This window comes from Tardiphaga sp. (genome assembly GCF_028290785.1).
Lineage (GTDB): Bacteria > Pseudomonadota > Alphaproteobacteria > Rhizobiales > Xanthobacteraceae > Tardiphaga.
Window position 1 is genome coordinate 13,153 of sequence record NZ_JAQGJD010000074.1, and the last position, 21,154, is coordinate 34,306.

18 protein-coding genes are annotated in these 21,154 nt (G+C 62.9%); 13 read left to right on the forward strand and 5 right to left on the reverse strand.

Annotation, left to right across the window (positions count from 1 at the left end):
* Nucleotides 1–2 precede the first annotated feature (2 nt).
* The 6 genes from ntrB to JWR89_RS04240 all read left to right on the forward strand — a co-directional run bounded on the left by ntrB (nucleotide 3) and on the right by JWR89_RS04240 (nucleotide 6,639).
* Nucleotides 3–896 (forward strand): nitrate ABC transporter permease, encoded by an 894-nt coding sequence (ntrB, locus tag JWR89_RS04215; protein WP_299712124.1) that lies wholly within the window; start codon nucleotides 3–5, stop codon nucleotides 894–896.
* 10 nt (nucleotides 897–906) lie between these two features.
* On the forward strand, nucleotides 907–1,701 hold the full coding sequence (locus JWR89_RS04220) for an ABC transporter ATP-binding protein (protein WP_299712125.1): 795 nt from the start codon (nucleotides 907–909) through the stop codon (nucleotides 1,699–1,701).
* Nucleotides 1,702–1,773: 72 nt separating this feature from the next.
* Nucleotides 1,774–2,199, forward strand: a complete 426-nt coding sequence (locus JWR89_RS04225) for a globin family protein (protein WP_299712126.1) — start codon at nucleotides 1,774–1,776, stop codon at nucleotides 2,197–2,199.
* A gap of 85 nt (nucleotides 2,200–2,284) precedes the next feature.
* Nucleotides 2,285–2,710: a globin family protein gene (locus tag JWR89_RS04230; protein WP_299712127.1), complete on the forward strand. Its 426-nt coding sequence runs from the start codon at nucleotides 2,285–2,287 to the stop codon at nucleotides 2,708–2,710.
* Nucleotides 2,711–2,719: 9 nt separating this feature from the next.
* A complete protein-coding gene (locus JWR89_RS04235; protein WP_299712128.1) occupies nucleotides 2,720–3,928 on the forward strand; it encodes an FAD-dependent oxidoreductase in 1,209 nt (402 codons plus the stop codon).
* Nucleotides 3,928–6,639: a nitrate reductase gene (locus JWR89_RS04240; protein ID WP_299712129.1), complete on the forward strand. Its 2,712-nt coding sequence runs from the start codon at nucleotides 3,928–3,930 to the stop codon at nucleotides 6,637–6,639. The genes JWR89_RS04235 and JWR89_RS04240 overlap by 1 nt, the downstream gene beginning before the upstream one ends.
* A 120-nt stretch (nucleotides 6,640–6,759) precedes the next feature.
* Here the strand turns inward: JWR89_RS04240 and JWR89_RS04245 are convergent, their stop codons facing one another.
* From JWR89_RS04245 to JWR89_RS04265, 5 genes are all read right to left on the reverse strand, one after another.
* A complete protein-coding gene (locus tag JWR89_RS04245) occupies nucleotides 6,760–7,572 on the reverse strand; it encodes a carbohydrate ABC transporter permease (RefSeq protein ID WP_299712130.1) in 813 nt (270 codons plus the stop codon).
* On the reverse strand, nucleotides 7,572–8,501 hold the full coding sequence (locus JWR89_RS04250) for a sugar ABC transporter permease (RefSeq protein WP_299712144.1): 930 nt from the start codon (nucleotides 8,499–8,501) through the stop codon (nucleotides 7,572–7,574). Before JWR89_RS04250 ends, JWR89_RS04245 begins: the two co-directional genes overlap by 1 nt.
* A 5-nt stretch (nucleotides 8,502–8,506) precedes the next feature.
* Nucleotides 8,507–9,829, reverse strand: coding sequence for a sugar ABC transporter substrate-binding protein (locus JWR89_RS04255; protein ID WP_299712131.1), 1,323 nt, complete (start codon nucleotides 9,827–9,829; stop codon nucleotides 8,507–8,509).
* Nucleotides 9,830–10,091: 262 nt separating this feature from the next.
* Nucleotides 10,092–11,021 carry a response regulator gene (locus tag JWR89_RS04260; protein WP_299712132.1) on the reverse strand — a complete coding sequence of 310 codons (930 nt, stop codon included), beginning with the start codon at nucleotides 11,019–11,021 and terminating at the stop codon, nucleotides 10,092–10,094.
* Nucleotides 11,011–14,379, reverse strand: a complete 3,369-nt coding sequence (locus JWR89_RS04265; protein ID WP_299712133.1) for an ATP-binding protein — start codon at nucleotides 14,377–14,379, stop codon at nucleotides 11,011–11,013. Before JWR89_RS04265 ends, JWR89_RS04260 begins: the two co-directional genes overlap by 11 nt.
* A gap of 161 nt (nucleotides 14,380–14,540) precedes the next feature.
* On the opposite strand from JWR89_RS04265, the gene urtA reads away from it, so the two are divergent.
* The 7 genes from urtA to JWR89_RS04300 all read left to right on the forward strand — a co-directional run.
* A complete protein-coding gene (gene urtA, locus JWR89_RS04270; RefSeq protein ID WP_299712134.1) occupies nucleotides 14,541–15,800 on the forward strand; it encodes an urea ABC transporter substrate-binding protein in 1,260 nt (419 codons plus the stop codon).
* Between the two features lie 93 nt (nucleotides 15,801–15,893).
* On the forward strand, nucleotides 15,894–16,820 hold the full coding sequence (gene urtB, locus JWR89_RS04275; RefSeq protein ID WP_299712135.1) for an urea ABC transporter permease subunit UrtB: 927 nt from the start codon (nucleotides 15,894–15,896) through the stop codon (nucleotides 16,818–16,820).
* A gap of 16 nt (nucleotides 16,821–16,836) precedes the next feature.
* A complete protein-coding gene (gene urtC, locus JWR89_RS04280) occupies nucleotides 16,837–17,979 on the forward strand; it encodes an urea ABC transporter permease subunit UrtC (RefSeq protein ID WP_299712136.1) in 1,143 nt (380 codons plus the stop codon).
* A 10-nt stretch (nucleotides 17,980–17,989) separates the two neighbouring features.
* A complete protein-coding gene (urtD, locus tag JWR89_RS04285) occupies nucleotides 17,990–18,745 on the forward strand; it encodes an urea ABC transporter ATP-binding protein UrtD (RefSeq protein ID WP_299712137.1) in 756 nt (251 codons plus the stop codon).
* Between the two features lie 131 nt (nucleotides 18,746–18,876).
* Nucleotides 18,877–19,566 carry an urea ABC transporter ATP-binding subunit UrtE gene (gene urtE, locus JWR89_RS04290; RefSeq protein ID WP_299712139.1) on the forward strand — a complete coding sequence of 230 codons (690 nt, stop codon included), beginning with the start codon at nucleotides 18,877–18,879 and terminating at the stop codon, nucleotides 19,564–19,566.
* Between the two features lie 39 nt (nucleotides 19,567–19,605).
* Nucleotides 19,606–20,835 (forward strand): formamidase, encoded by a 1,230-nt coding sequence (fmdA, locus tag JWR89_RS04295; protein ID WP_299712141.1) that lies wholly within the window; start codon nucleotides 19,606–19,608, stop codon nucleotides 20,833–20,835.
* A 193-nt stretch (nucleotides 20,836–21,028) separates the two neighbouring features.
* Nucleotides 21,029–21,154 (forward strand): FmdB family zinc ribbon protein (locus JWR89_RS04300; RefSeq protein ID WP_299712146.1); only part of this gene is annotated, 126 nt, incomplete at its 3' end.

Genomic DNA, 21,154 nt, shown 5'->3' on the forward strand with positions numbered 1-21,154 from the left:
CGATGAATGTGCAAGCCATCAAGACCGAACCCGCGACGGCGCTGGCGACTACGCCCGCGCCGGTCGTCGCATTTTCTCCGAAGCGTACTCCCGCCCTCGACAGGTACGGAAAGATGGCGAGGGAGGTCGCGGTCCGCGTTGTCCCGCCGCTGATCGTGTTCACGCTGCTGATGATCTTCTGGGAGTTGGTATGCCGGCGCGCAGGTTCGACCCTGCCGCCGCCATCCAAGGTCTTTCAGGACACCAAGGAACTGATCTACCATCCGTTCTTCGACAATGGCGGCACCGACAAGGGGCTGTTCTGGCATCTTTATGCCAGCCTCGTGCGGGTGGCCTATGGCTATCTGCTCGCCGCCGTCGCTGGCATCGCGCTCGGCACGCTGGTCGGACAGTCGGTGTGGGCGATGCGCGGGCTCGATCCAATCTTCCAGGTGCTGCGCACGATTCCGCCGCTGGCTTGGTTGCCGCTGGCGCTGGCCGCGTTTCGCGATGGCCAACCCTCGGCGATCTTCGTGATCTTCATCACCTCGATCTGGCCGATCATCATCAACACCGCGGTCGGCATCCGCAACATTCCGCAGGACTATCGCAACGTCGCGGCGGTGGTGCAGCTCAACCCGGTGGAGTTCTTCACCAAGGTGATGCTGCCGGCAGCCGCGCCCTACATTTTCACCGGTCTGCGCATCGGCATCGGCCTGTCGTGGCTGGCGATCATCGCGGCCGAGATGCTGATTGGCGGCGTCGGCATCGGCTTCTTCATCTGGGATGCCTGGAATTCTAGCCATATCAGCGAGATCATCCTGGCGCTGTTCTATGTCGGCATCGTCGGCTTCGTGCTCGACCGCATGATCGCCGGCCTCGGCAAGCTCGTCACCCACGGCACCTCGGTCAGCTAAGGAACATCCCATGAAGCCCTATCTGAAGCTCGATCACGTCGACAAGGTTTTCACCCGCGGCAACGTATCGTCCGAAGTGCTGAAGGACGTCAACCTTGCGCTGGCCAAGGGTGAATACGTCTCGATCATCGGCCACTCCGGCTGCGGCAAATCGACGATGCTCAACATCATCGCCGGCCTGACCACGGCCACGATGGGATGCGTCCTGCTGGAGGATCGCGAGGTCAATTCGCCGGGCCCGGATCGCGCCGTGGTGTTTCAGAACCACAGCCTGCTGCCCTGGCTGACCGTCTACCAGAACGTCCAGCTCGGCGTCGACAAGGTGTTCGCCAAGTCGAAGAGCAAGGCCGAACGCGCGGCCTGGATTCTTCACAACCTCAATCTCGTGCAGATGACCCACGCCAAGGACAAGCGACCCTCGGAAATCTCCGGCGGCATGAAGCAGCGCGTCGGCATTGCCCGCGCGCTGGCGATGGAGCCGAAGGTGCTGCTGCTCGACGAGCCGTTCGGCGCATTGGACGCCCTGACCCGCGCGCATCTGCAGGACTCGGTGATGGCGCTGCACCAGAAGCTCGGCAACACCATCGTCATGATCACCCACGACGTCGATGAGGCCGTGCTGCTGTCGGATCGTATTGTGATGATGACCAACGGCCCCAGCGCGACCATCGGCGAGGTGCTCGATGTGCCCCTCGCGCGACCGCGCAAACGCCTCGAGCTGGCCACCGACCCGACCTATCTGAAATGCCGCAAGCGGGTGCTGGAATTCCTTTACGAGCGTCATCGCTTCGTCGAGGCCGCGTAGCGTCTTAGGACTCTTGACATCCGGGGGTAAAACGCATGAATGCGGTTCTGAGTTCCAGGGCAGCTACTGATCATGAATCGTTCGACCGACCTGACGCGCGACGAAATCACCCGCGTGCAGACTTCGTTCGACCGGATGTGGCCGCGCTCCGCGGTGATGGTCGACCTGTTTTACGACCGGCTGTTCGAGATACTGCCCGCGACGCGACCGATGTTTCGCCGCGATATGGTTCAGCTCAAGCACAAGTTCATCGCGACCCTAGCTGTGATCGTCGGCAGCCTCGACAATTTGACGGGACTGTTGTCGGTGATCGGCAAGCTGGCGAAAGATCACGTGCACTACGGCGTGCTGGAATCGCATTACGAGCCGGTTGGCGAAGCGCTGTTCTGGAGTCTGGAGCAGGGGCTCGGCGAACACTGGACGCCGGATGTCGAGGACGCCTGGCAGAAGGTCTATGCGTTTCTGTCCGCGCGGATGATCGCCGCGGCCTATTCGTAATTTCACGTTCATTCCGTCGGCCCGCTGAACGATTGTTCGTGCGGCGCGACCTACAGGCTCACCTTCCCACGCAAGGAGAGTTGTCATGAACCCGTCACAAGTCGCTCTAGTGCAGGATAGTTTTGCGAAAGTGGTGCCGATCGCCGATCAGGCCGCGGTTCTGTTCTACGATCGTCTGTTCCAAATCGCGCCCGAGGTGAAGCCGATGTTTCACGGCGACATGGCCGAGCAGCGCCGCAAGCTGATGTCGGTGCTCGGCGTCGTCGTCACCGGGCTGTCGCGTCTGGAAACCGTGCTGCCCGCCGCCAGCGCGCTGGCAAAGAAGCACGTCACCTACGGCGTCAAGGACGAACACTATCCGATCGTCGGCGCCGCTTTGTTGTGGACGCTGGAAAAGGGGCTCGGCGAGGCCTGGAATCCCGAACTGGCCGAGGCCTGGACGACGGCCTATGGCACGCTGTCAGGCTACATGATCTCCGAGGCGCGCAGCGATGCGCAGGCCGCCGAATAAGGAATTGCTGTGAGCGAACCGCTGGTCATCATCGGCAATGGAATGGCGGCGGCGCGGCTGGTCGATGAACTCGCCAAATGCGCGCTCGGCCGCTACGCCATCGCCGTGATCGGCGACGAACCGCGGCTGGCCTATAACCGCGTGCTGCTGTCGTCGGTGCTTGCCGGCGAAGCGACGTCGGAGGAGATCGAACTGCGCTCCGCGTCCTGGTGGCGCGATCGCGGCGTGACGCTGAAATACGGGTCGATGGCCGCGGCCATCGACATGGAGGCCCGCGAGGTCGAGGTGGCCAACGGCAAGCGCGTGCCATTCTCCAAGCTGGTGATCGCGACGGGGTCGTCCGCGCTGCGGCTGCCGGTGCCGGGCGCCGATCTCGCGGGGGTACACACGTTTCGCGACAGTCGCGATGTCGATCTGCTGCTGGAGCTGGCGGCAAACAAGAAGCGCGTTGTCGTGGTCGGCGGCGGATTGCTCGGGTTGGAAGCGGCCTATGGCCTTGCCAAAGCCGGCTCCTCCGTAACGCTGATCCATTTGATGGATCGCCTGATGGAGCGACAGCTCGATGCGGCTGCAGCGGCACTGCTGAAGACGCTGGTGGAGCGCAAGGGCGTGACGGTGCTGCTCAATGCCAATACCGCGAATATCTATGGCGAGCACAGCGTCGAGGGCGTCGAGCTGAAGGGTGGCCGCAAGCTCGATGCCGATGCGGTGATCTTCGCCGCCGGCATTCGCCCGAATATCTCACTGGCCAGGGAGGCGGGCGTTGCCGTCAACCGCGGCATCGTGGTCGATGACCAGATGGCGACCGGCACCGAGAACATTTTCGCGCTCGGCGAATGCGCGGAACATCGCGGTACTTGCTATGGTCTGGTCGAGCCCGCTTACGAACAGGCCAAGGTGTTGGCAACGCATCTCGCCGGCCGCGCATCGGCCTATACGGGCAGCGTGCTCGCCACGAATTTGAAAGTGTCCGGCGTCAGCGTATTTTCCGCCGGTGATTTCATGGCGGCGGAGGGCAGCGAGACGCTGCTGCTCAACGATATCCGCCGCGGTATCTACAAGAAGCTGGTGATCGCCGCCGGGTGCCTCACCGGCGCGGTGCTGGTCGGCGATACCCAGGACGCGCTGTGGTACCTCGAACTGATCCGCAGCGGCGCGCCGGTGGACGGCATCCGAGCGGACATCATGTTCGGCCGCTCCCTCGCCGAGGCGGCGTAATGACCGCGATCGATCCCAAGCTGCGCACCACCAAAACCACGTGTCCGTATTGTGGCGTCGGCTGCGGCGTGCTGGCGACGCCGGATGGCAGCGGCGGCGCGGCGATTGCCGGCGATCCCGAACATCCCGCCAATCTCGGCCGGCTATGCTCCAAGGGCTCGGCGCTGGGCGAGACGCTGGGCCTTGGCGAGCGGCTGCTGCATCCGATGATCCGCGACGATGCCGGCGATATGCAGCAGGCGGCCTGGAGCACCGCGCTCGACCACGTCGCAGACCGCTTCGGGAAAATCATCCGCGAACACGGCCCGGATTCGGTGGCGTTCTATCTTTCAGGACAGTTGCTGACCGAGGATTATTACGTCGCCAACAAGCTGATGAAAGGCTTCATCGGTAGCGCCAACGTCGATACCAACTCGCGGCTGTGCATGGCGTCGTCGGTGGCCGGCCATAAACGGGCGTTCGGTGCCGACACCGTGCCGGGCTGCTACGAGGATCTGGACGAGGCGGACCTGTTGGTGCTGGTGGGCTCCAACGCGGCGTGGTGCCATCCGGTGTTGTACCAGCGCATGCTGGCGAACAAGCAGAAGCGCGGCGCCCGCATGGTCGTGATCGACCCGCGCCGCACCGACACGGTCGGTGAGGACGACCTGTTTCTCGGGCTGAAGCCGGGCACCGACACGGCGCTGTTCAGCGGGCTGCTGGCGCATCTCGCCGATCACGGTGCGCTGGACCAGGATTATATCGACGCGCACACCGCGGGTTTCGACGAGGCGCTGGCGCGGGCGAAGAGCATGGCCGGCAACGTCATGGCCACCGCTCTGGCGACGGGTCTGAACGAGGCCGACGTCGCGGCGTTCTTCCACCTGTTCCGCACCACGCCCCGCGTCGTCACGCTGTATTCGCAGGGGGTCAATCAGTCGGCGCAGGGCACCGACAAGGTCAACGCCATCCTCAATTGCCATCTGGCGACGGGGCGGATAGGCAAGGTCGGCGCGGGGCCGTTCTCGCTGACCGGGCAACCCAACGCGATGGGCGGTCGCGAGGTCGGCGGCCTCGCCAACCAGCTCGCCGCGCATATGGGATTCACCCCGCCGGAAATCGACCGCGTCCGCCGCTTCTGGAAGGCGCCACACATCGCCACCCATGAAGGCCTCAAGGCGGTACAGATGTTCGAGGCGATCGCGCGCGGCGAGATCAAGGCGCTGTGGGTGATCGGCACCAACCCCGTGGTTTCGTTGCCGGACGCCGACGCGGTGCGTGCAGCGATGGGCAAGCTCGAGCTGTTCGTGGTCTCGGAAAATGTAGCTTCGAACGACACCGTTAACGCCGGCGCCCACGTATTGCTGCCGGCGCAGGCCTGGGGCGAGAAGTCCGGCACGGTGACGAATTCGGAGCGCCGGGTATCGCGGCAACGTTCGTTCCTGAAGCCGGCCGGTGAAGCCATGCCGGACTGGTGGATACTCAGCGAGATCGCCAAGCGGCTCGGATTCGGCGCGGGCTTTGCCTATACGAGCGCCGCGGATATCTTTCGCGAGCACGCCAGCCTGTCGGCTTTCGAGAACAATGGCAGCCGCGATTTCGACATCGGCGGACTCATGAAAGTCTCCGACGACGGCTTCGATACCATGGCGCCAGTGCTGTGGCCGATCCGCGACGGCACCACGCAGCCGCAGGCGCGCTTCTTCGCCAAGGGCGGCTTCTACGCCAAGGACCGCCGCGCCCGCTTCATCGCGGTGGAGACGCCGGCGCTGCGCAGCGATATCTCGGTGGCGCGACCGCTACGGCTGAACACCGGGCGGGTGCGCGACCAGTGGCACACCATGACCCGCACCGGTCTCAGCCCGCGGCTCGGCCAGCATCTGCCGGAGCCCTTTGTCGAGGTTCATCCCGACGATGCCGCACGGACCGGCGTCATCGACGGGGGCCATGCGAAGCTCACCACCGACTACGGCCATTGCATTCTCAAAGTCGTGGTGAGCGAGCGGCAGCAGCGCGGCATGCTGTTCGCGCCGATCCACTGGAATAACGAGACGGCCTCCTTTGCACGAGTCGGCGCGCTGGTGGCGCCGTTCGTCGACCCGTTCTCGGGCCAGCCCGAGAACAAGGCGACGCCGGTCTCGATCGCGCCGCACCTCTATGCGCAGCGCGGCTTTGTGCTGTCGCGCACCCCGCTGGCGTTGCCCGACAAGGCGTTGTGGACCCGCGTCGCCGTCACCGGCGGCGTCGGCTATCTCATCGCGGGCAACGCCGAACGCGCGGACTTCAGATCCTGGCTGCAACCGTTGCTCGGCGACGACGTCGCGGAATTCGAGGATGCCGCGCGTGGCGTGTTTCGCGCAGCATCTTTTGTCGATGACCGGATCGAGACCTGCCTGTTCATCGGCCCGGCGCAGGACAGTTTTGACTGGGAGGCGGTCAAGGCATTGTTTGCCGAGGGCACGTTGAGCGACGAGCAGCGCCGACTGCTGCTGTCCGGCAAATCTGCCGACGGCCAGGCCAGCGCCGGCCCGATCGTGTGCGCCTGCTTCGGCGTCGGCCGCACCACCATCTGCGACGCGATTGCCGCCGGGGCAGGAAGCGTCGCGGAGATCGGCGCACAGCTCAAGGCTGGCACCAATTGCGGCTCGTGCATTCCGGAATTGAAGCGGTTGATCGCGGGGGCGGAAGTGGTGGCGCCGGAGGAGCAGAAGAAGCTGGCGGTGGCTAATTAGTCTCCGACCTCACAGCCGTCATTGCGAGGAGCGAAGCGACGCGGCAATCCAGTAGGCCGCAAGCGAAGAGAGAACTGGATTGCTTCGTCGCAAGGGCTCCTCGCAATGACGGGGCCGGATCTATTTCACCGCGCCGGCCGTCAGCCCGGCCACGATCTGCCGCTGCGCGAACACCGTCAGCAGCAGCACCGGAAAGGTGACGATCAAGGCTGCCGCCGCGAGCGGCCCCCAACTGAGCTGGTCGAAGGAAATCATGTTGTAGACCGCGACCGGAAGCGTTCGTGTTTCCCGTCCGGCCAGCACGATGCCGAACACAAAGTTATTCCACGAGAAAATCACCGACAGGATGAAAGCGACGGCGATGCCGGGGCGCGCGATCGGCAAGGCGACATGACGGAACACTTGCCAGCGGGTGGCGCCGTCGATCACCGCCGATTCCTCCAGCTCCATCGGCGTCGTCTCGAAATAGCCGATCATGATCCAGATCACGATCGGCACGGTCACCACGAGGTGGATGAGGATCTGCGGCCACAGCGTGCCAAGCAGGCCGAGCCATTGAAACAGCAGGAACAGCGGAATCAGATAGGACAGCCCCGGCGTGATGCGGGCAATCAGGATCACCACCGCGGCCTTACGGGCGCGCATGCGGGCGAGGCCATAGCCGGCCGGTACGCCGACCAGCAGCGCAAACAGGGTCGCGGAGCCCGTGACGATCAGGGTGTTGAAGAAATAGGTCATGAACCGCTTCGACTCGATGACAGCGGCGTAGTTGCCCCAGTTGAAGCGAGTCGGGATGAACACCGGCGGATAAGAGGCGTTGTCGATCTCGAACTTGATCGACAGCGAGAACATCCAGAGGAAGAACAGCACCGCCGGCGACACGATGACGAGGATCGCGAAGGTCAGGCCGATCCTGTGGAGAAGGGTCCGCATCAGGCGCTGCCTCCGGCATCGTTCCAGTGGGTTCGCTGGCGCAGGTGCAGCAGGGCGCCGGCCAGAGCTATGATCAGCGCGAAGAACACCACCACGATCGCCGAGGCGTAGCCGACGTCGTAATAGACGAAGGCGACGCTATAGAGATACAGGTTGATGGTTTCCGAGGCGCTGCCGGGGCCGCCTTGCGTGATCGCGAAGATGATGTCGAAGCTCTTGACCGCGTCGATCATGCGGATCATCGCCGCGATGAACAGGAACGGCATGATCATCGGCAGCGAAATATAGCGGAAGGTCTGCCACGGCGTCGCGCCATCGATCTGCGCGCTTTCATAGGGCTCGGATGGAATCGCGGTCAGGCCGCCCAGCACGATGAGCATGACCAGCGGCGTCCATTGCCATGTTTCCACCAGCACCAGCGAAGGGATCGCCGTGGCCGGGTGGAAAACCCATAGCGAGGGCGGTAGCCCGACCATCGACAGCAGGTAGTTGAGAATGCCGAGCTGCGGATGGAACATCATCGTCCACACCAGCGCAATGGCGACCGGGGTGGCCATCATCGGCAGGATGAACAGACCGCGGAAAAAGCCGCGCAGCGGAAATTTTGTATTGAAGATCACCGCGGCCAGCGTGCCGAGGATCAGCGGCAGGGCGACCGACAGCGCTGTATAGACGAGGGTATGCCAGACTGACTCGACGAAGCGCGCATCGGTCGGCAGCCGGAGGTAATTGGCGAGGCCGACGAAGGTCGGCGGAGAGCCGACCTTCCATTCATGCAGGCTCATCCAGATCGTGTAAGCCCAGGGAAAAATGATGACAGCCAGGACGACGACCATCGCCGGGACAATAAACGGCCAATAGGAAATCGGCCGCCACTCTTTTTTCTTGGCGGCCTCCTTTTCGACCGCGCTCGTTCGCCCTGCTGTCAGTTCGCTCACGTTTTTTCACTGCGCTCCAGGATCGGCCGGAACTGCTCGTGAGCCTTCTTCAACTCCGTCGCCGGATCCGCCCCCGACAGGGTAGCGGTGACGGCGGCGCCGACCAGGTCGCGGAATTCGGCGACGGGCACGATGACCGGGAGGCCGAGCTTGCTGATCTTGGCCGAGGCGATCACCGAATCCAGCCACTCCTGGTTCTTGACCCCCTTACGCACGGTCTCGTCGTTGAGGATCGAGTTACGGAACGGCACGCCGCCGCCGCCTTGCAGCAGCCGGGCGCCCATGGTCTTGGACACCGCCCATTGGCAATAGAGATAGGCGGCTTCCTTCTTTGTGCTGGTCTTCGCGATACCAATGCCGTCGCCATAGGCGGCGGAGTACTGGCCCTTGGGGCCAGCGGGAACGACGGTGTAGCCGATCTTGCCGACAACGCGCGAGGCGTTGGGATCTTCGATAGGCGGCGCCCAGCCGACGCCGTCAATCCACATCGCGGCGCGGCCTTGCGTCAGCGTGGCCATCGATTCCATCCAGTTGAAGCCGGCGACGCCGGGGGGCGCGGTCTTGGTCAGCAGCCGCTGGTACATCTTGGTGGCTTCGATCGCCTCGGGCCCGTCGGTCTGGATGTTGCCCTTGGCGTCGAGGAATTCACCGCCGTAGTTGAGGAAGAAATTGGTCCACAGCGTCATATTGGCGTTGCGCAGGCCGCGTCCGGTGAAACCATAGATGCCGTTGGCGGGATCGTTGAGCTTCTCGGCAGCAGCGGCCATTTCGTCGAAGGTCTTGGGCACGGCGATGCCCTTTTTGGCGAACATTTCCTTGTTGTAGTACAGGATGAAATAGTCCACCGACCACGGCAGTGAATGCATCTCGCCTTTTTCGTTCTGGGCGAATTGCAGGCCGCCGGCGGAGAAATCATCCACCCGCAGGTCCGGCGCGGTGAGGTTCGGATCCTTCATGAACCCGGTGAGATCGGCGAGCCAGCCGGCTTTTTCGAACTGCCGCTTCTGCACGTGGTAGCTGACATGGACGACGTCGAAGCTGGGCTTGCCGGAAGTCAGTTCGATGACCGCCTTCTGGCGCTGCTGTTGCTCCGGGATCACCTCGGATTCGACCTTGATGCCGGTGAGGTCGGTGAATTCGGATGCATATTTTTGCAGCAGGTCGCCGCGCGGTCCCTTGATCAGGTTGGCCTCGATCGTGGTGCCAGCATATTTCTTCCAGGCGGGGTCGGCGAAAGCGGGAAATCCGGTGAGACCAAGCGCGCTGGTGGCGAGCGCGCCCTGCAATACAGCACGCCGCGTCGGGCCGTTGAAAGCCATGTGTCATCCTCCCTGAACCGCCGTAACCGGCGGCGATGTCTGGTCGCTCCCCGTTGATCGGGAATGCGCCGCAGGGAGTCATAGCACGATGCGGTGGGGGGACAAGGCGGACAAAGGGTGGAGAAGTGGCCGCTCACGGGTCGTCCCCGCGAAGGCCGGGACCCATACGCCGTGCAGGCGTGTGGCGATGTGGCGGACGGCCTTCTTCCAAATCGCGGTGACGGAGGCTGTGGGTCCCCGCCTTCGCGGGGACGACAAATCACTACGACTTGCGGTGGCTCGCATTTACCGCAATCGCCGCAGCCGCGGTACGGTTCTCGACGCCGAGCTTGGCGTAGATCTGCTCGAGGTGCTTGTCGACGGTGCGCGGACTCAATCCCAGGATTTGCGCGATGTCGCGGTTGCTCTTGCCCTTGCTGAGCCACGACAGCACTTCGCCCTCGCGTCCGGTGAGGCCGAGGTCCTTGCTGAATTCCGACGGCAGATAGGCGGCAGCATCCTTGGCGAGGCGAAGCAGGAATTCGTCCGCGCCGACTTTCCCCATATATTGCAACCGCAACAACTCGTTGTCCGGAAAGCCCGCGGAGGGCGACGTCTTGGCGCCGGCCTTGGCTTTCTGCATCTGCTCCAGCCATTGCAGCATCCCCGGCGGCAGCAGAACCTCGTCGTCGGCCGTGGCGATGAGATTGGCGGCGAGCAGTTTCTGGGCCTGCGGCGTCGCCCACAGAATGGCACCCTGCGAGTTGACGGCGAGCAGGAAGCGGCCGGAGACGTCGAGCGCGGTGCGTGCGCTCTGTGTCAGCCGGGCATTGGCGAGGTGGACGCGGATTCGCGCGATCATCTCCTCGATCACGATCGGTTTGGTGACGTAATCGACACCGCCGGCCTCCAACCCGCGGACGATATGCTCGGTTTCGGCCAGCCCGGTCATGAAGATCACCGGCACGTCGGCGAGGCCCGCGTCGCGCTTGAGGCGGCGGCAGGTTTCGAAGCCATCGATGCCCGGCATCATGGCGTCGAGCAGAATGATGTCCGGGGTGATCTGTTCGACGATTCGTATCGCCGCGGCGCCGTCCATTGCCACCATCACCGTCATCCCGGCGCCGTCCAGCGCGTCGGTAAGCAGCCGCAGCGTTTCCGGGGAGTCGTCCACCACAAGGGCGATGTCGCGTTTTTTGGGATCAGTGATCATAGCTGTACAACGTCTTGAGCGTGGCCATGTACTGGTCGAGATCGAAGCGGTCGATCAACGAGCGCATCTGCGCCACGAAGGCGGCGTGTTCGGGATAGTCGCTGCCGATCTCGTCGAGTTTGATCTGGATGGCGCGGATATGGCCCATCTGGCCGAGACTGATGAGATCCTCGACATGCTCGACCGGCGGACGCAAGCCGTTCGGGGTCCATTGCGGCGGGGCGATCTCGTCGCGCTCGTATTGCCATTCGATCTTCAGGAGTTGTCCGATCAGTTCAAGCAGGCGGGGAATGTCGATCGGCTTCATCAGGTAGCCGTCATGGAACGGCTGCGCCAGCGGCGTGCCGTGGGCTTCCAGCGCGCTCGCCGAGACCATCAGGATGCGCGCCTGGTGGTGGCCGGTGGCGCGCAGGGTTTCCGCCACCGTCCAGCCGTCCATGCCGGCCATGGAGATATCGAGCAGGAACAGGTCGGGCTGGCAGTGCTGGGCCAGGCTCAGGCAGGCGGCGCCGTCCGGTGCGCTGAGCAGGATGAAGCCGAGCGGCGTCAGCACCTCGCGCAAGAGGTCGCGCTGGGTTGGGTCGTCGTCGGTGACCAGGATGGTTTTCCGCGCGCCGTGGTAACCGAAGATCGGCGCATCGATCGGCGCAATCCGGGTCGGGTTGGTGACTTCCGAGAGCAGCATCTTGACGCGGAAGGTGCTGCCGGTGCCGACCGTGCTGACAACCCGGATGTCGCCGCCCATCACGCCCGCCAGCAGCTTGCTGATCGTCAGGCCGAGGCCGGTACCGGTGTGCGGCTGCGACACCCCGAGCGCGCCGCGCTCGAACGGCGCGAAGATGCGCTCCAGGTCGTCGGCGCGGATGCCGGGGCCGGTGTCGATCACCTCGAATTCCGCCACCGGGCTGCGATAGTGGATCACGAACTGCACGCTGCCGGTCTGCGTGAACTTGATGGCGTTGGACAGCAGGTTGATCAGGATCTGGCGCAGCCGTTTTTCGTCCGCATAGACCACTACCGGCAGCACGTTGGGTCGCCGAAACACAAAGTCGATACCCTTTGCCGCGGCCTGCAGCCGGAACATGCCGACCAGCTGGTCCAGAAAGTCGGTCAGGCGGACCTCGTCGCGCGACAGGTAGAGCCGGCCGGCCTCGATCTTCGATATATCGAGGATGCCGTCGATCAGGCCGGACAGGTGGTCGGCGCTGCGGCGAACGACGCGGACCTGGTCGCGCGGCTTGGCCTGCAGGGTGGCGTCCTGTTCGAGCAACTGCGCGTAGCCGCTGATGGCGTTGAGGGGCGAGCGCAGTTCGTGGCTGAGGCCGACCACGTAGCGGCTCTTGGCGAGATTGGCGGACTCCGCGACTTCCTTGGCGCGCTGCAACTCGGCGTCGGTGCGCTGATGGGCGTTGATTTCCTGCATCAGCAGCGTGGTCTGGCGTCTGGTTTCGGCCTCGGCGGCGCGGCGGCTTTGCTTGGCCAGTACGAACAGCCAGGCGACGACACCGATAATGATCGACAGCGCGAAGAACACTTTCCACAGCACGTCGGAGAGCTGCACCTCGTCGGGGGGCACGGCGGCCGACGTCTGCAGATAGATCAGCGCCAGCGTCAAGCCGACCAGCCCGGCCGACATCGCGAATACGCCGAGGTAATGCCCGACCTGCGAATTGATCCGGGCATAGATCGGCGCCGGCAGTAGTTTGCCGAAGGTGGCCGAGATCTGTTCCTGGATCCGCGCATGCGGCTTGCAGAGATCATGGCAGCGCGCGTCCAGCGAGCAGCACAGCGAGCAGATCGGTCCGGCATAGGCCGGGCAGTGCGCCATGTCCTCGGGCTCGAAGGAATGTTCACAGATGCAGCAGGCAATCACCGGCAGGTTCTGCCAGGCCCGCTTGGGCTTTCGCGCGATGTAGTATTTTCCATCTGTCGCCCATGCGATCAAAGGCGCGGTGACCAGCGCCGCAACCAGCGCCACGAAAGGCGACAGCGCCTTCGCCACCGGCCCGAACAATCCGTAGAATGCGCTGACCGATAGCAAGGTGGCCACCAGCATGGCGCCGACGCCGACCGGGTTGATGTCATAGAGATGCGCGCGCTTGAACTCCATCTGCTGCGGACGGAGGCCGAGCGGCTTGTTGATGACGAGATCGGCCACCAATGCGCCCACCCAGGCGATCGCGACGTTGGAATATAGCGCGAGCGTCTGCTCCAGCGCCTTGTAGACGCCGATCTCCATCAGCAGCAGCGCCACCAGCACGTTGAACACCAGCCACACCACGCGGCCGGGATGGCTGTGGGTCAGGCGTGAAAAGAAGTTCGACCACGCGATCGACCCGGCATAAGCGTTGGTGACGTTGATCTTGAGCTGCGACAGGATCACGAAGGTGCCGGTCAGCGCCAGCGCCAGATCCGGATGCGACAGCACATAGCGGAACGCCTCAAGGTACATGTGCGCCGGCTCCGCGGCATGTTCGGCCGAGATGCCGTGGGTCAGTGCGAAATAGGCAAGGAAAGAGCCGGCCAGCAGTTTCAGTGCGCCGACCACGATCCAGCCCGGGCCCGCGCATAACAGGGCCACCCACCAGGAGAGCTTCGACTCCCGGCGGTCGCGCGGCAGGAAGCGCAGGAAGTCGACCTGTTCGCCGATCTGCGCCACCAGCGAGAACATGACGGAAGCGGCCGTGCCGAACAGCAGCAGGTCGAGGCCCCCGGCGGGATCGCCGTGCTGACCCGGAAACTTCGTCCATTCAACAAAAGAATCGTGGCTCGCATAGGCGATAGCCACGAAGGGCAGCAGGTTGAGCACCAGCCAGATCGGCTGCGTCCAGAGCTGGAAGCGACTGATCATGGTGATGCCGTAGATCACCAGCGGGATGATCACCACGGCGGAGATCAGGTACCCGACCGGGCGCGGAATGTCGAAACACATCTCCAGCGCGGAGGCCATGATGACCGCTTCGATGGCGAAGAAGATGAACGTAAAGGAGGCGTAAATCAGCGAGGTGATGGTCGAGCCGATATAGCCGAAGCCGGCGCCCCGGGTCAGCAGGTCGATGTCGATGCCGCATTTAGCGGCATAGTAGGCGATCGGCAGGCCGCAGCAGAAGATGATGATGCTGACCACCAAAATCGCGGCGGCGGCGTTGGTGACGCCGTAATTGATGGTGATGGTACCGCCGATGGCTTCGAGCGCTAGGAACGAGATCGCACCCAGCGCGGTATTGGCGACCCGCGCCGACGACCAGCGCCGTGCGCTTTTCGCCGTAAAACGCAGCGCATAATCTTCCAGCGTCTGGTTGGCGACCCATTGATTGTACTGGCGCCGGACACGGTCGATACGCTGTCGCCCTGCCACTCGTCCGCTCCTGACCCACCGCATTACGCATGTCGCGCAAGGCTGAAAACCTACGTCGCCATTTTGCGGTGCAGTATACGCGATCTCGCGTATCTGTGCACCGCACAACTTCAGCAATTCTTGCCTCACCAATAGGCGTCCGAGAAACCAGTGGGGTAAACATGTCAGACGAGAAGAAGCCGGGTCTACACTCGCCATTGCGGCGAAAACTGCTGATGGGGATGGCCGCGTTGCCCGCCCTGACGATGCTGCCGCGCTCATCATTTGCGCAGGCACCGGCCACGTCGGCCATCAACACCACGGGGCTCGCGGTCACCGACACCGAGGTCACCGTCGGCATCCTGCATTCCGCCACGGGCACCATGGCGATCTCGGAAACCGGCTCGATCCAGGCGGAAAAGCTCGCCATCGAGCAGATCAACGCCATGGGCGGCGTGCTCGGGCGCAAGATCAAGGTGATCCAGGAAGACGGCGCCTCGGACTGGCCGACCTTTGCCGAAAAGGCCAAGAAGCTGCTAGTCAACGACAAGGTGGCCGCCATCATGGGCTGCTGGACCTCGGCCTCGCGCAAGGCGGTGCTGCCGGTGATGGAGCAGTATAACGGCATGCTCTATTACCCGACCTTCTACGAAGGCCTCGAGCAGTCCAAGAACGTCATCTACACCGGCCAGGAAGCGACCCAGCAGATCCTCGCCGGCATCGACTGGATCACCAAGGAGAAGGGCGCCAAGTCGTTCTACTTCATCGGTTCCGATTACATCTGGCCGCGCACCTCGAACAAGATCGCGCGCAAGCACATTGAGAACATGCTGAAGCTGAAGGTCGTGGGCGAAGAGTATTTCCCGCTCGGTCACACCCAGTTCAACTCGGTGATCAACAAGCTGAAGCTGACCAAGCCCGACGTGATTTTCACAGACGTGGTCGGCGGCTCCAACGTCGCCTTCTACAAGCAGCTCAAGGCAGCCGGCATCGACCTGTCGAAGCAGACGCTGCTGACCATCTCGGTCACCGAGGACGAGATCGACGGTATCGGCGGCGAGAACATTGCCGGTGCCTATGCCTGCATGAAGTACTTCCAGTCGCTGAAGAACGAGAACAACGCCAAGTTCGTCGCTGACTTCCAGAAAATGTGGGGCGCCAGGACGGTGATCGGCGACGTGTCGCAGGCCGCCTATCTCGGGCCGTGGCTGTGGAAAGCGACCGTCGAGAAAGCCGGCTCCTTCGACATCGACAAGGTCGCGGCGGCGTCGCCCGGCATCGAGTTCAAGGGCGCGCCGGAAGGCTACGTCCGGATCCACGAGAACCATCACCTGTGGTCCAAGACCCGCGTCGGAAAGGCCCGTCTCGATGGCCAGTTCGACGTGGTCTACGAGACCGCCGACCTGGTGCAGCCGGATCCGTTCCCCAAGGGCTACCAGTAAGCTTCATCAAATCCCTGACGCGGACGACCTATCCGCGAAATCCCACCCCGCGTCGTTCGCGACGCGGGCCCTTTCCCCGACGGAGGACGAACGATGTTCGGCGAATATTCCATTGGCGATCTCGGCGCCATTTTCGCGATGCAGGGCTTTGCCGGACTGATCCTGTTCTCGGTCTATGTACTGATGGCGCTGGGGCTGGCGATCATCTTCGGCCAGATGGGCGTCATCAACATGGCGCACGGCGAATTCATGATCCTTGGCGCCTACGTCACCTGGCTGACGTCGAGCTATTTCCAGACCCATCTGCCATCGTTGTTCTCCGGCTACTTCTTCGTCGCCATGATCTTGGCCTTCATCGCCTCCGGGGCGCTGGGGATGCTGGTGGAATGGGCGTTGATCCGGCATCTTTACAAGCGCCCGCTCGACACGCTGCTCGCCACTTGGGGCCTCAGCCTGATCCTGCAGCAAACCTATCGCTCGGTGTTCGGCGCGCGTGAAGTCGGCGTCGAACTGCCGCAGTGGATGATGGGGTCGCAGCAGATCACCGATAGCATCGAAGTGCCGATCAACGGCATTTTCGTGATGTGCCTGACGCTGCTGATCACCATGGCGGTCGCCTACATCATGTACAAGTCGCGCTGGGGCCGCCAGGTTCGCGCCGTCGTGCAGAACCGCGTGATGGCCGGCGCCGTCGGCATCAATACCGAGCGCGTCGATTGCTACACCTTCGGCCTCGGCTGCGGCATTGCGGGCATCGCCGGCAGCGCGTTCACCATGATCGGCTCCACCAGCCCGACCTCCGGCCAGCTCTACATCGTCGATACCTTCCTGGTCGTGGTGTTCGGTGGTGCGGCAAGTCTGGTGGGAACGATCGCCTCGGCGTTCACCATCTCGCAGGCGCAGTCGACCATGGAATTCTTCATGTCGGGGTCGATGGCCAAGGTTCTCACGCTGCTCGCCATTGTCGGCATTCTGATGCTGCGTCCGCAGGGCCTGTTCGCCCTCAAGGTTCGCAAATAATAAAGGGCTGAAGCCGATGTCCGACAATGCACGCCTCGTCAACCGGCCCGAACTGCTCGGCATCCTGGCGCTCGCCGTTCTGCTGGTGGTGATCCTGCCGCTCAGCCTCGATGTATTCCGGCTCAATCTGGTCGCCAAATATCTGACCTACGCCTTTGTGGCGGTCGGTCTGGTGATCTGCTGGGGCTATGGCGGCATTCTCAGCCTCGGGCAGGGCGTGTTCTTCGGCCTCGGCGGCTACTGCATGGCGATGTTCCTCAAGCTGGAAGCATCCAGCCCGGAGAACACCAAGATCCAGTCGACGCCTGGCATCCCGGATTTCATGGACTGGAATCAGATCACCTCGCTGCCGTTCTTCTGGAAGCCGTTTCACAGTCTGACCTTCACGGTCATTGCGATCATTGCAGTGCCCGCGTTCTTCGCCTTCGTCATTGGTGCGGCGATGTTCAAGCGCCGCGTCGGGGGCACGTACTTTGCCATCATCACCCAGGCGGTGGCGGCGATCCTCACCATCCTGATCGTCGGCCAGCAGGGCTATACCGGCGGCATCAACGGCATGACCGACCTGCGCACCCTGAACGGCTGGGATATCCGCCCGGACCACGCCAAGATCGTGCTGTACTTCTTCGAGGTGGCCTGCCTGTTCGGCTGCATCTTCATCGCCCAGTTCATCCGCCGCTCCAAGCTCGGCCGCATCCTGGTGGCGATGCGCGACAAGGAGGATCGCGTGCGGTTCTCCGGCTACAGCGTCGCCAATTTCAAGATCTTCGCGTTCTGCGTGGCCGCGATCTTCGCGGCGATCGGCGGCGCCATGTTCGCGCTGCAGGTCGGGTTCATGTCGCCGTCCTTCGTCGGAATCGTCCCGTCCATCGAGATGGTGATCTACACGGCGGTTGGCGGCCGTTTGTCAATCCTCGGCGCGGTGTACGGAACGCTGCTGGTCAACTTCGCCAAGACCAGCTTCTCGGAATCCTTCCCCGAACTCTGGCTGTTCGGCCTCGGCGGCCTGTTCATCGCGGTGGTGCTGGCGTTCCCGAACGGCCTCGCCGGAATCTGGAGCGACTACGTGCAGCCGCAGGTCGATAAGTTACTGCGCAAGAAATCCCCGAAGAACGGCTGGACCGACGCGTCGGTCGCCGACGGCGCCCCGGCAGAGTGAGGACACCAACATGCTGATCGGTCACCAGCCCAAGGATTTTCTGCTCGCGGTCGAAGGACTGACGGTGTCGTTCGATGGTTTCAAGGCCGTCAACGACCTGTCGTTCTACGTCGAGGAAAACGAGATCCGCGTCATCATCGGCCCAAACGGCGCCGGCAAGACCACCGTGCTCGACCTGATCTGCGGCAAGACCAAGGCGACCTCGGGCGCGATCCATTTTCGTGACAAGGACCTCACGAAGATGAAGGAGAACCAGATCGTGCAGGCCGGGGTCGGCCGCAAATTCCAGACGCCGTCGATCTATGACGATCTCACCGTGTTCGAGAACCTCGAGATCTCGTTCCCGCGCGGGCGCAGCGTGTTCGGCGCGCTGACGTTCAAGCGCGACGCCATCGTGCGCGACCGCGTCGAGGAAGTCGCCGAGATGATCTTCCTGAAGGACCGCCTCAACATGTCCGCGGAATTGCTCAGTCACGGCCAAAAGCAGTGGCTGGAGATCGGCATGCTGCTGATCCAGGACCCGGACCTGTTGATGCTCGACGAACCGGTCGCCGGCATGAGCGTCAGCGAGCGCATCAAGACGGCGGAACTGCTCAACACCATCATCAAGAACCGCTCGGTGCTGGTGATCGAGCACGACATGAAATTCGTCGAGGATATCGCCCACAAGGTCACGGTGCTGCACCAGGGGCAGATCCTGTCGGAAGGCTCGATGGAGAAGGTCAAGAACGACCCCAAGGTCATCGAAGTGTATCTGGGGCATTGAGATCGAATGAAACGGGCACCGGACCATCAGCCGTCATTGCGAGCGAAGCGAAGCAATCCAGAAGCCGCACACAAGAACTGGATTGCTTCGTCGCAAGGGCTCTTCGCAATGACGACAGAGAGGAAATAACCATGCTTGCCATTAACGACCTGCACGTCGCCTACGGCCAGAGCGAGGTGCTGCACGGGCTCAACATCACGGTGCAGCCCAACGAGATCGTGGCGATCATGGGCCGCAACGGCATGGGCAAGACCACGCTGATGAAATCGCTGATGGGCATCGTGCCGACCAAGAGCGGATCGGTCACGATGCAAGGCACCGAGATCAACGCGCTGAAGAGCTATGAGCGCGTTGCCAAGGGACTGGCTTACGTGCCGCAGGGCCGCATGATCTTCTCGCATATGACGGTGAAGGAAAATATCGAAACCGGCCTGGTGGTTTCCGGCGAGAAGAACGTGCCAGGCGATCTCTACGAGCTGTTCCCGGTGCTGCTGGAAATGAAGGACCGCCGCGGCGGCAACCTGTCCGGCGGCCAGCAGCAGCAGCTCGCCATTGCGCGGGCCCTCGCCACCAAGCCGAAAGTGCTGCTGCTCGACGAGCCCACCGAGGGCATCCAGCCCTCGATCATCAAGGAGATGGCGCGCACGCTGAAGCGGATCCGCGACACCAAGGGGCTATCGATCATCGTCTCCGAACAGGTGCTGAGCTTCGCGCTCGACGTCGCCGATCGCGTGCTGGTGATCGAGAACGGCGAGATCGTGCGCGACGAGATGCGCGACGGCATCGATGCCGGACAGATCGCAAAATACCTGTCGGTCTAGATTTTTCACCACCAAGACGAGTAACCAGGGGAGCATTGAATGGCGGATACACTGATCAAGGTCGATCTCACGCAGTCGGCCTACGACAACGACATGATTCACAACCGGTGGCATTCCGACATTCCCATGGTGGCCTGGGTCAATCCCGGCGACGATTTCATCGTCGAGACCTATGACTGGACCGGCGGCTTCATCAAGAACAACGATTCCGCCGACGACGTGCGCGACATCGATCTGTCCATCGTGCACTTTCTGTCCGGCCCGATCGGCGTCAAGGGCGCCGAGCCCGGCGATCTTCTCGTCGTCGATCTGCTCGACGTCGGCCCGATGAAGGATTCGCAGTGGGGCTTCAACGGTTTCTTTTCCAAGCAGAACGGCGGCGGCTTTCTCACCGACCACTTCCCGCTGGCGCAGAAGTCGATCTGGGACTTCAAGGGTATGTACACGTCGTCGCGGCATATCCCGGGCGTCAATTTCGCCGGACTGATCCATCCCGGTCTGATCGGCTGTCTGCCCGATCCGAAGCTGCTGGCGACATGGAACGAGCGTGAGCAGGCGCTGATCGACACCAATCCGACCCGCGTGCCGGGCCTGGCCAACCCGCCGTTCGGTCCCACCGCTCATATGGGTCGGCTCAAGGGCGAAGCCCGCGACAAGGCCGCGTCTGAGGGCGCGCGGACCGTGCCGCCGCGCGAGCATGGCGGCAACTGCGACATCAAGGACCTGTCGCGCGGCTCGAAAGTGTACTTCCCGGTCTATGTGCCGGGCGGCGGGCTCTCGATGGGCGACCTGCATTTCAGCCAGGGCGACGGCGAGATCACGTTCTGCGGCGCCATCGAGATGGCCGGCTGGCTACACATCAAGGTCGATGTCATCAAGGACGGCGTTGCCAAATACGGCATCAAAAACCCGGTGTTCAAGCCGTCGCCGATGACGCCGAATTACAACGACTACCTGATCTTCGAGGGCATCTCGGTCGATGAGGAAGGCAAGCAGCATTATCTCGACGTCCACATCGCCTATCGCCAGGCCTGTTTGAACGCCATCGAATACCTCAAGAAGTTCGGCTATTCCGGCGCCCAGGCCTATTCGATCCTCGGGACCGCGCCGGTGCAGGGCCACATCTCCGGAGTTGTCGATGTGCCCAACGCCTGCGCGACGCTGTGGCTGCCGACGCAGATCTTCGACTTCGACATCAATCCATCGTCGGCCGGCCCGATCAAGCATATCGACGGTTCGATCCAGATGCCGCTGTCGCCCGACAAGTGACACCTTGGGCTGCGGGATGAATGAGTCACCGTCCCGCAGCCTCTTTTTATTCACCGCACCATCCCCGTCATTGCGAGGAGCGAAGCGACGCGGCAATCCAGAGTCCACAAGCGAAAGAAGAACTGGATTGCTTCGTCGCAAGGGCTCCTCGCAATGACGGGGAGAGGTCGCAGTTACAACAACGGATACTCACATGCCGGTCTATGAATATCTCTGCAACGATTGCGGCCCGTTCACCGACATGCGGCCGATGGCCGAATGTGACGAACCGCGGGATTGCCCGACATGCGACGTCGAGGCGCCACGTGTCATTCTCACC

Coding starts and splice junctions, on each gene's coding strand:
- ntrB (WP_299712124.1), top strand. CDS start 3: ATGAATGTGCAAGCCATCAAGACCGAACCCGCGACGGCGCTGGCGACT.
- JWR89_RS04220 (WP_299712125.1), top strand. CDS start 907: ATGAAGCCCTATCTGAAGCTCGATCACGTCGACAAGGTTTTCACCCGC.
- JWR89_RS04225 (WP_299712126.1), top strand. CDS start 1,774: ATGAATCGTTCGACCGACCTGACGCGCGACGAAATCACCCGCGTGCAG.
- JWR89_RS04230 (WP_299712127.1), top strand. CDS start 2,285: ATGAACCCGTCACAAGTCGCTCTAGTGCAGGATAGTTTTGCGAAAGTG.
- JWR89_RS04240 (WP_299712129.1), top strand. CDS start 3,928: ATGACCGCGATCGATCCCAAGCTGCGCACCACCAAAACCACGTGTCCG.
- JWR89_RS04245 (WP_299712130.1), bottom strand. CDS start 7,572: ATGCGGACCCTTCTCCACAGGATCGGCCTGACCTTCGCGATCCTCGTC.
- JWR89_RS04255 (WP_299712131.1), bottom strand. CDS start 9,829: ATGGCTTTCAACGGCCCGACGCGGCGTGCTGTATTGCAGGGCGCGCTC.
- JWR89_RS04260 (WP_299712132.1), bottom strand. CDS start 11,021: ATGATCACTGATCCCAAAAAACGCGACATCGCCCTTGTGGTGGACGAC.
- urtA (WP_299712134.1), top strand. CDS start 14,541: ATGTCAGACGAGAAGAAGCCGGGTCTACACTCGCCATTGCGGCGAAAA.
- urtB (WP_299712135.1), top strand. CDS start 15,894: ATGTTCGGCGAATATTCCATTGGCGATCTCGGCGCCATTTTCGCGATG.
- urtC (WP_299712136.1), top strand. CDS start 16,837: ATGTCCGACAATGCACGCCTCGTCAACCGGCCCGAACTGCTCGGCATC.
- urtD (WP_299712137.1), top strand. CDS start 17,990: ATGCTGATCGGTCACCAGCCCAAGGATTTTCTGCTCGCGGTCGAAGGA.
- urtE (WP_299712139.1), top strand. CDS start 18,877: ATGCTTGCCATTAACGACCTGCACGTCGCCTACGGCCAGAGCGAGGTG.
- fmdA (WP_299712141.1), top strand. CDS start 19,606: ATGGCGGATACACTGATCAAGGTCGATCTCACGCAGTCGGCCTACGAC.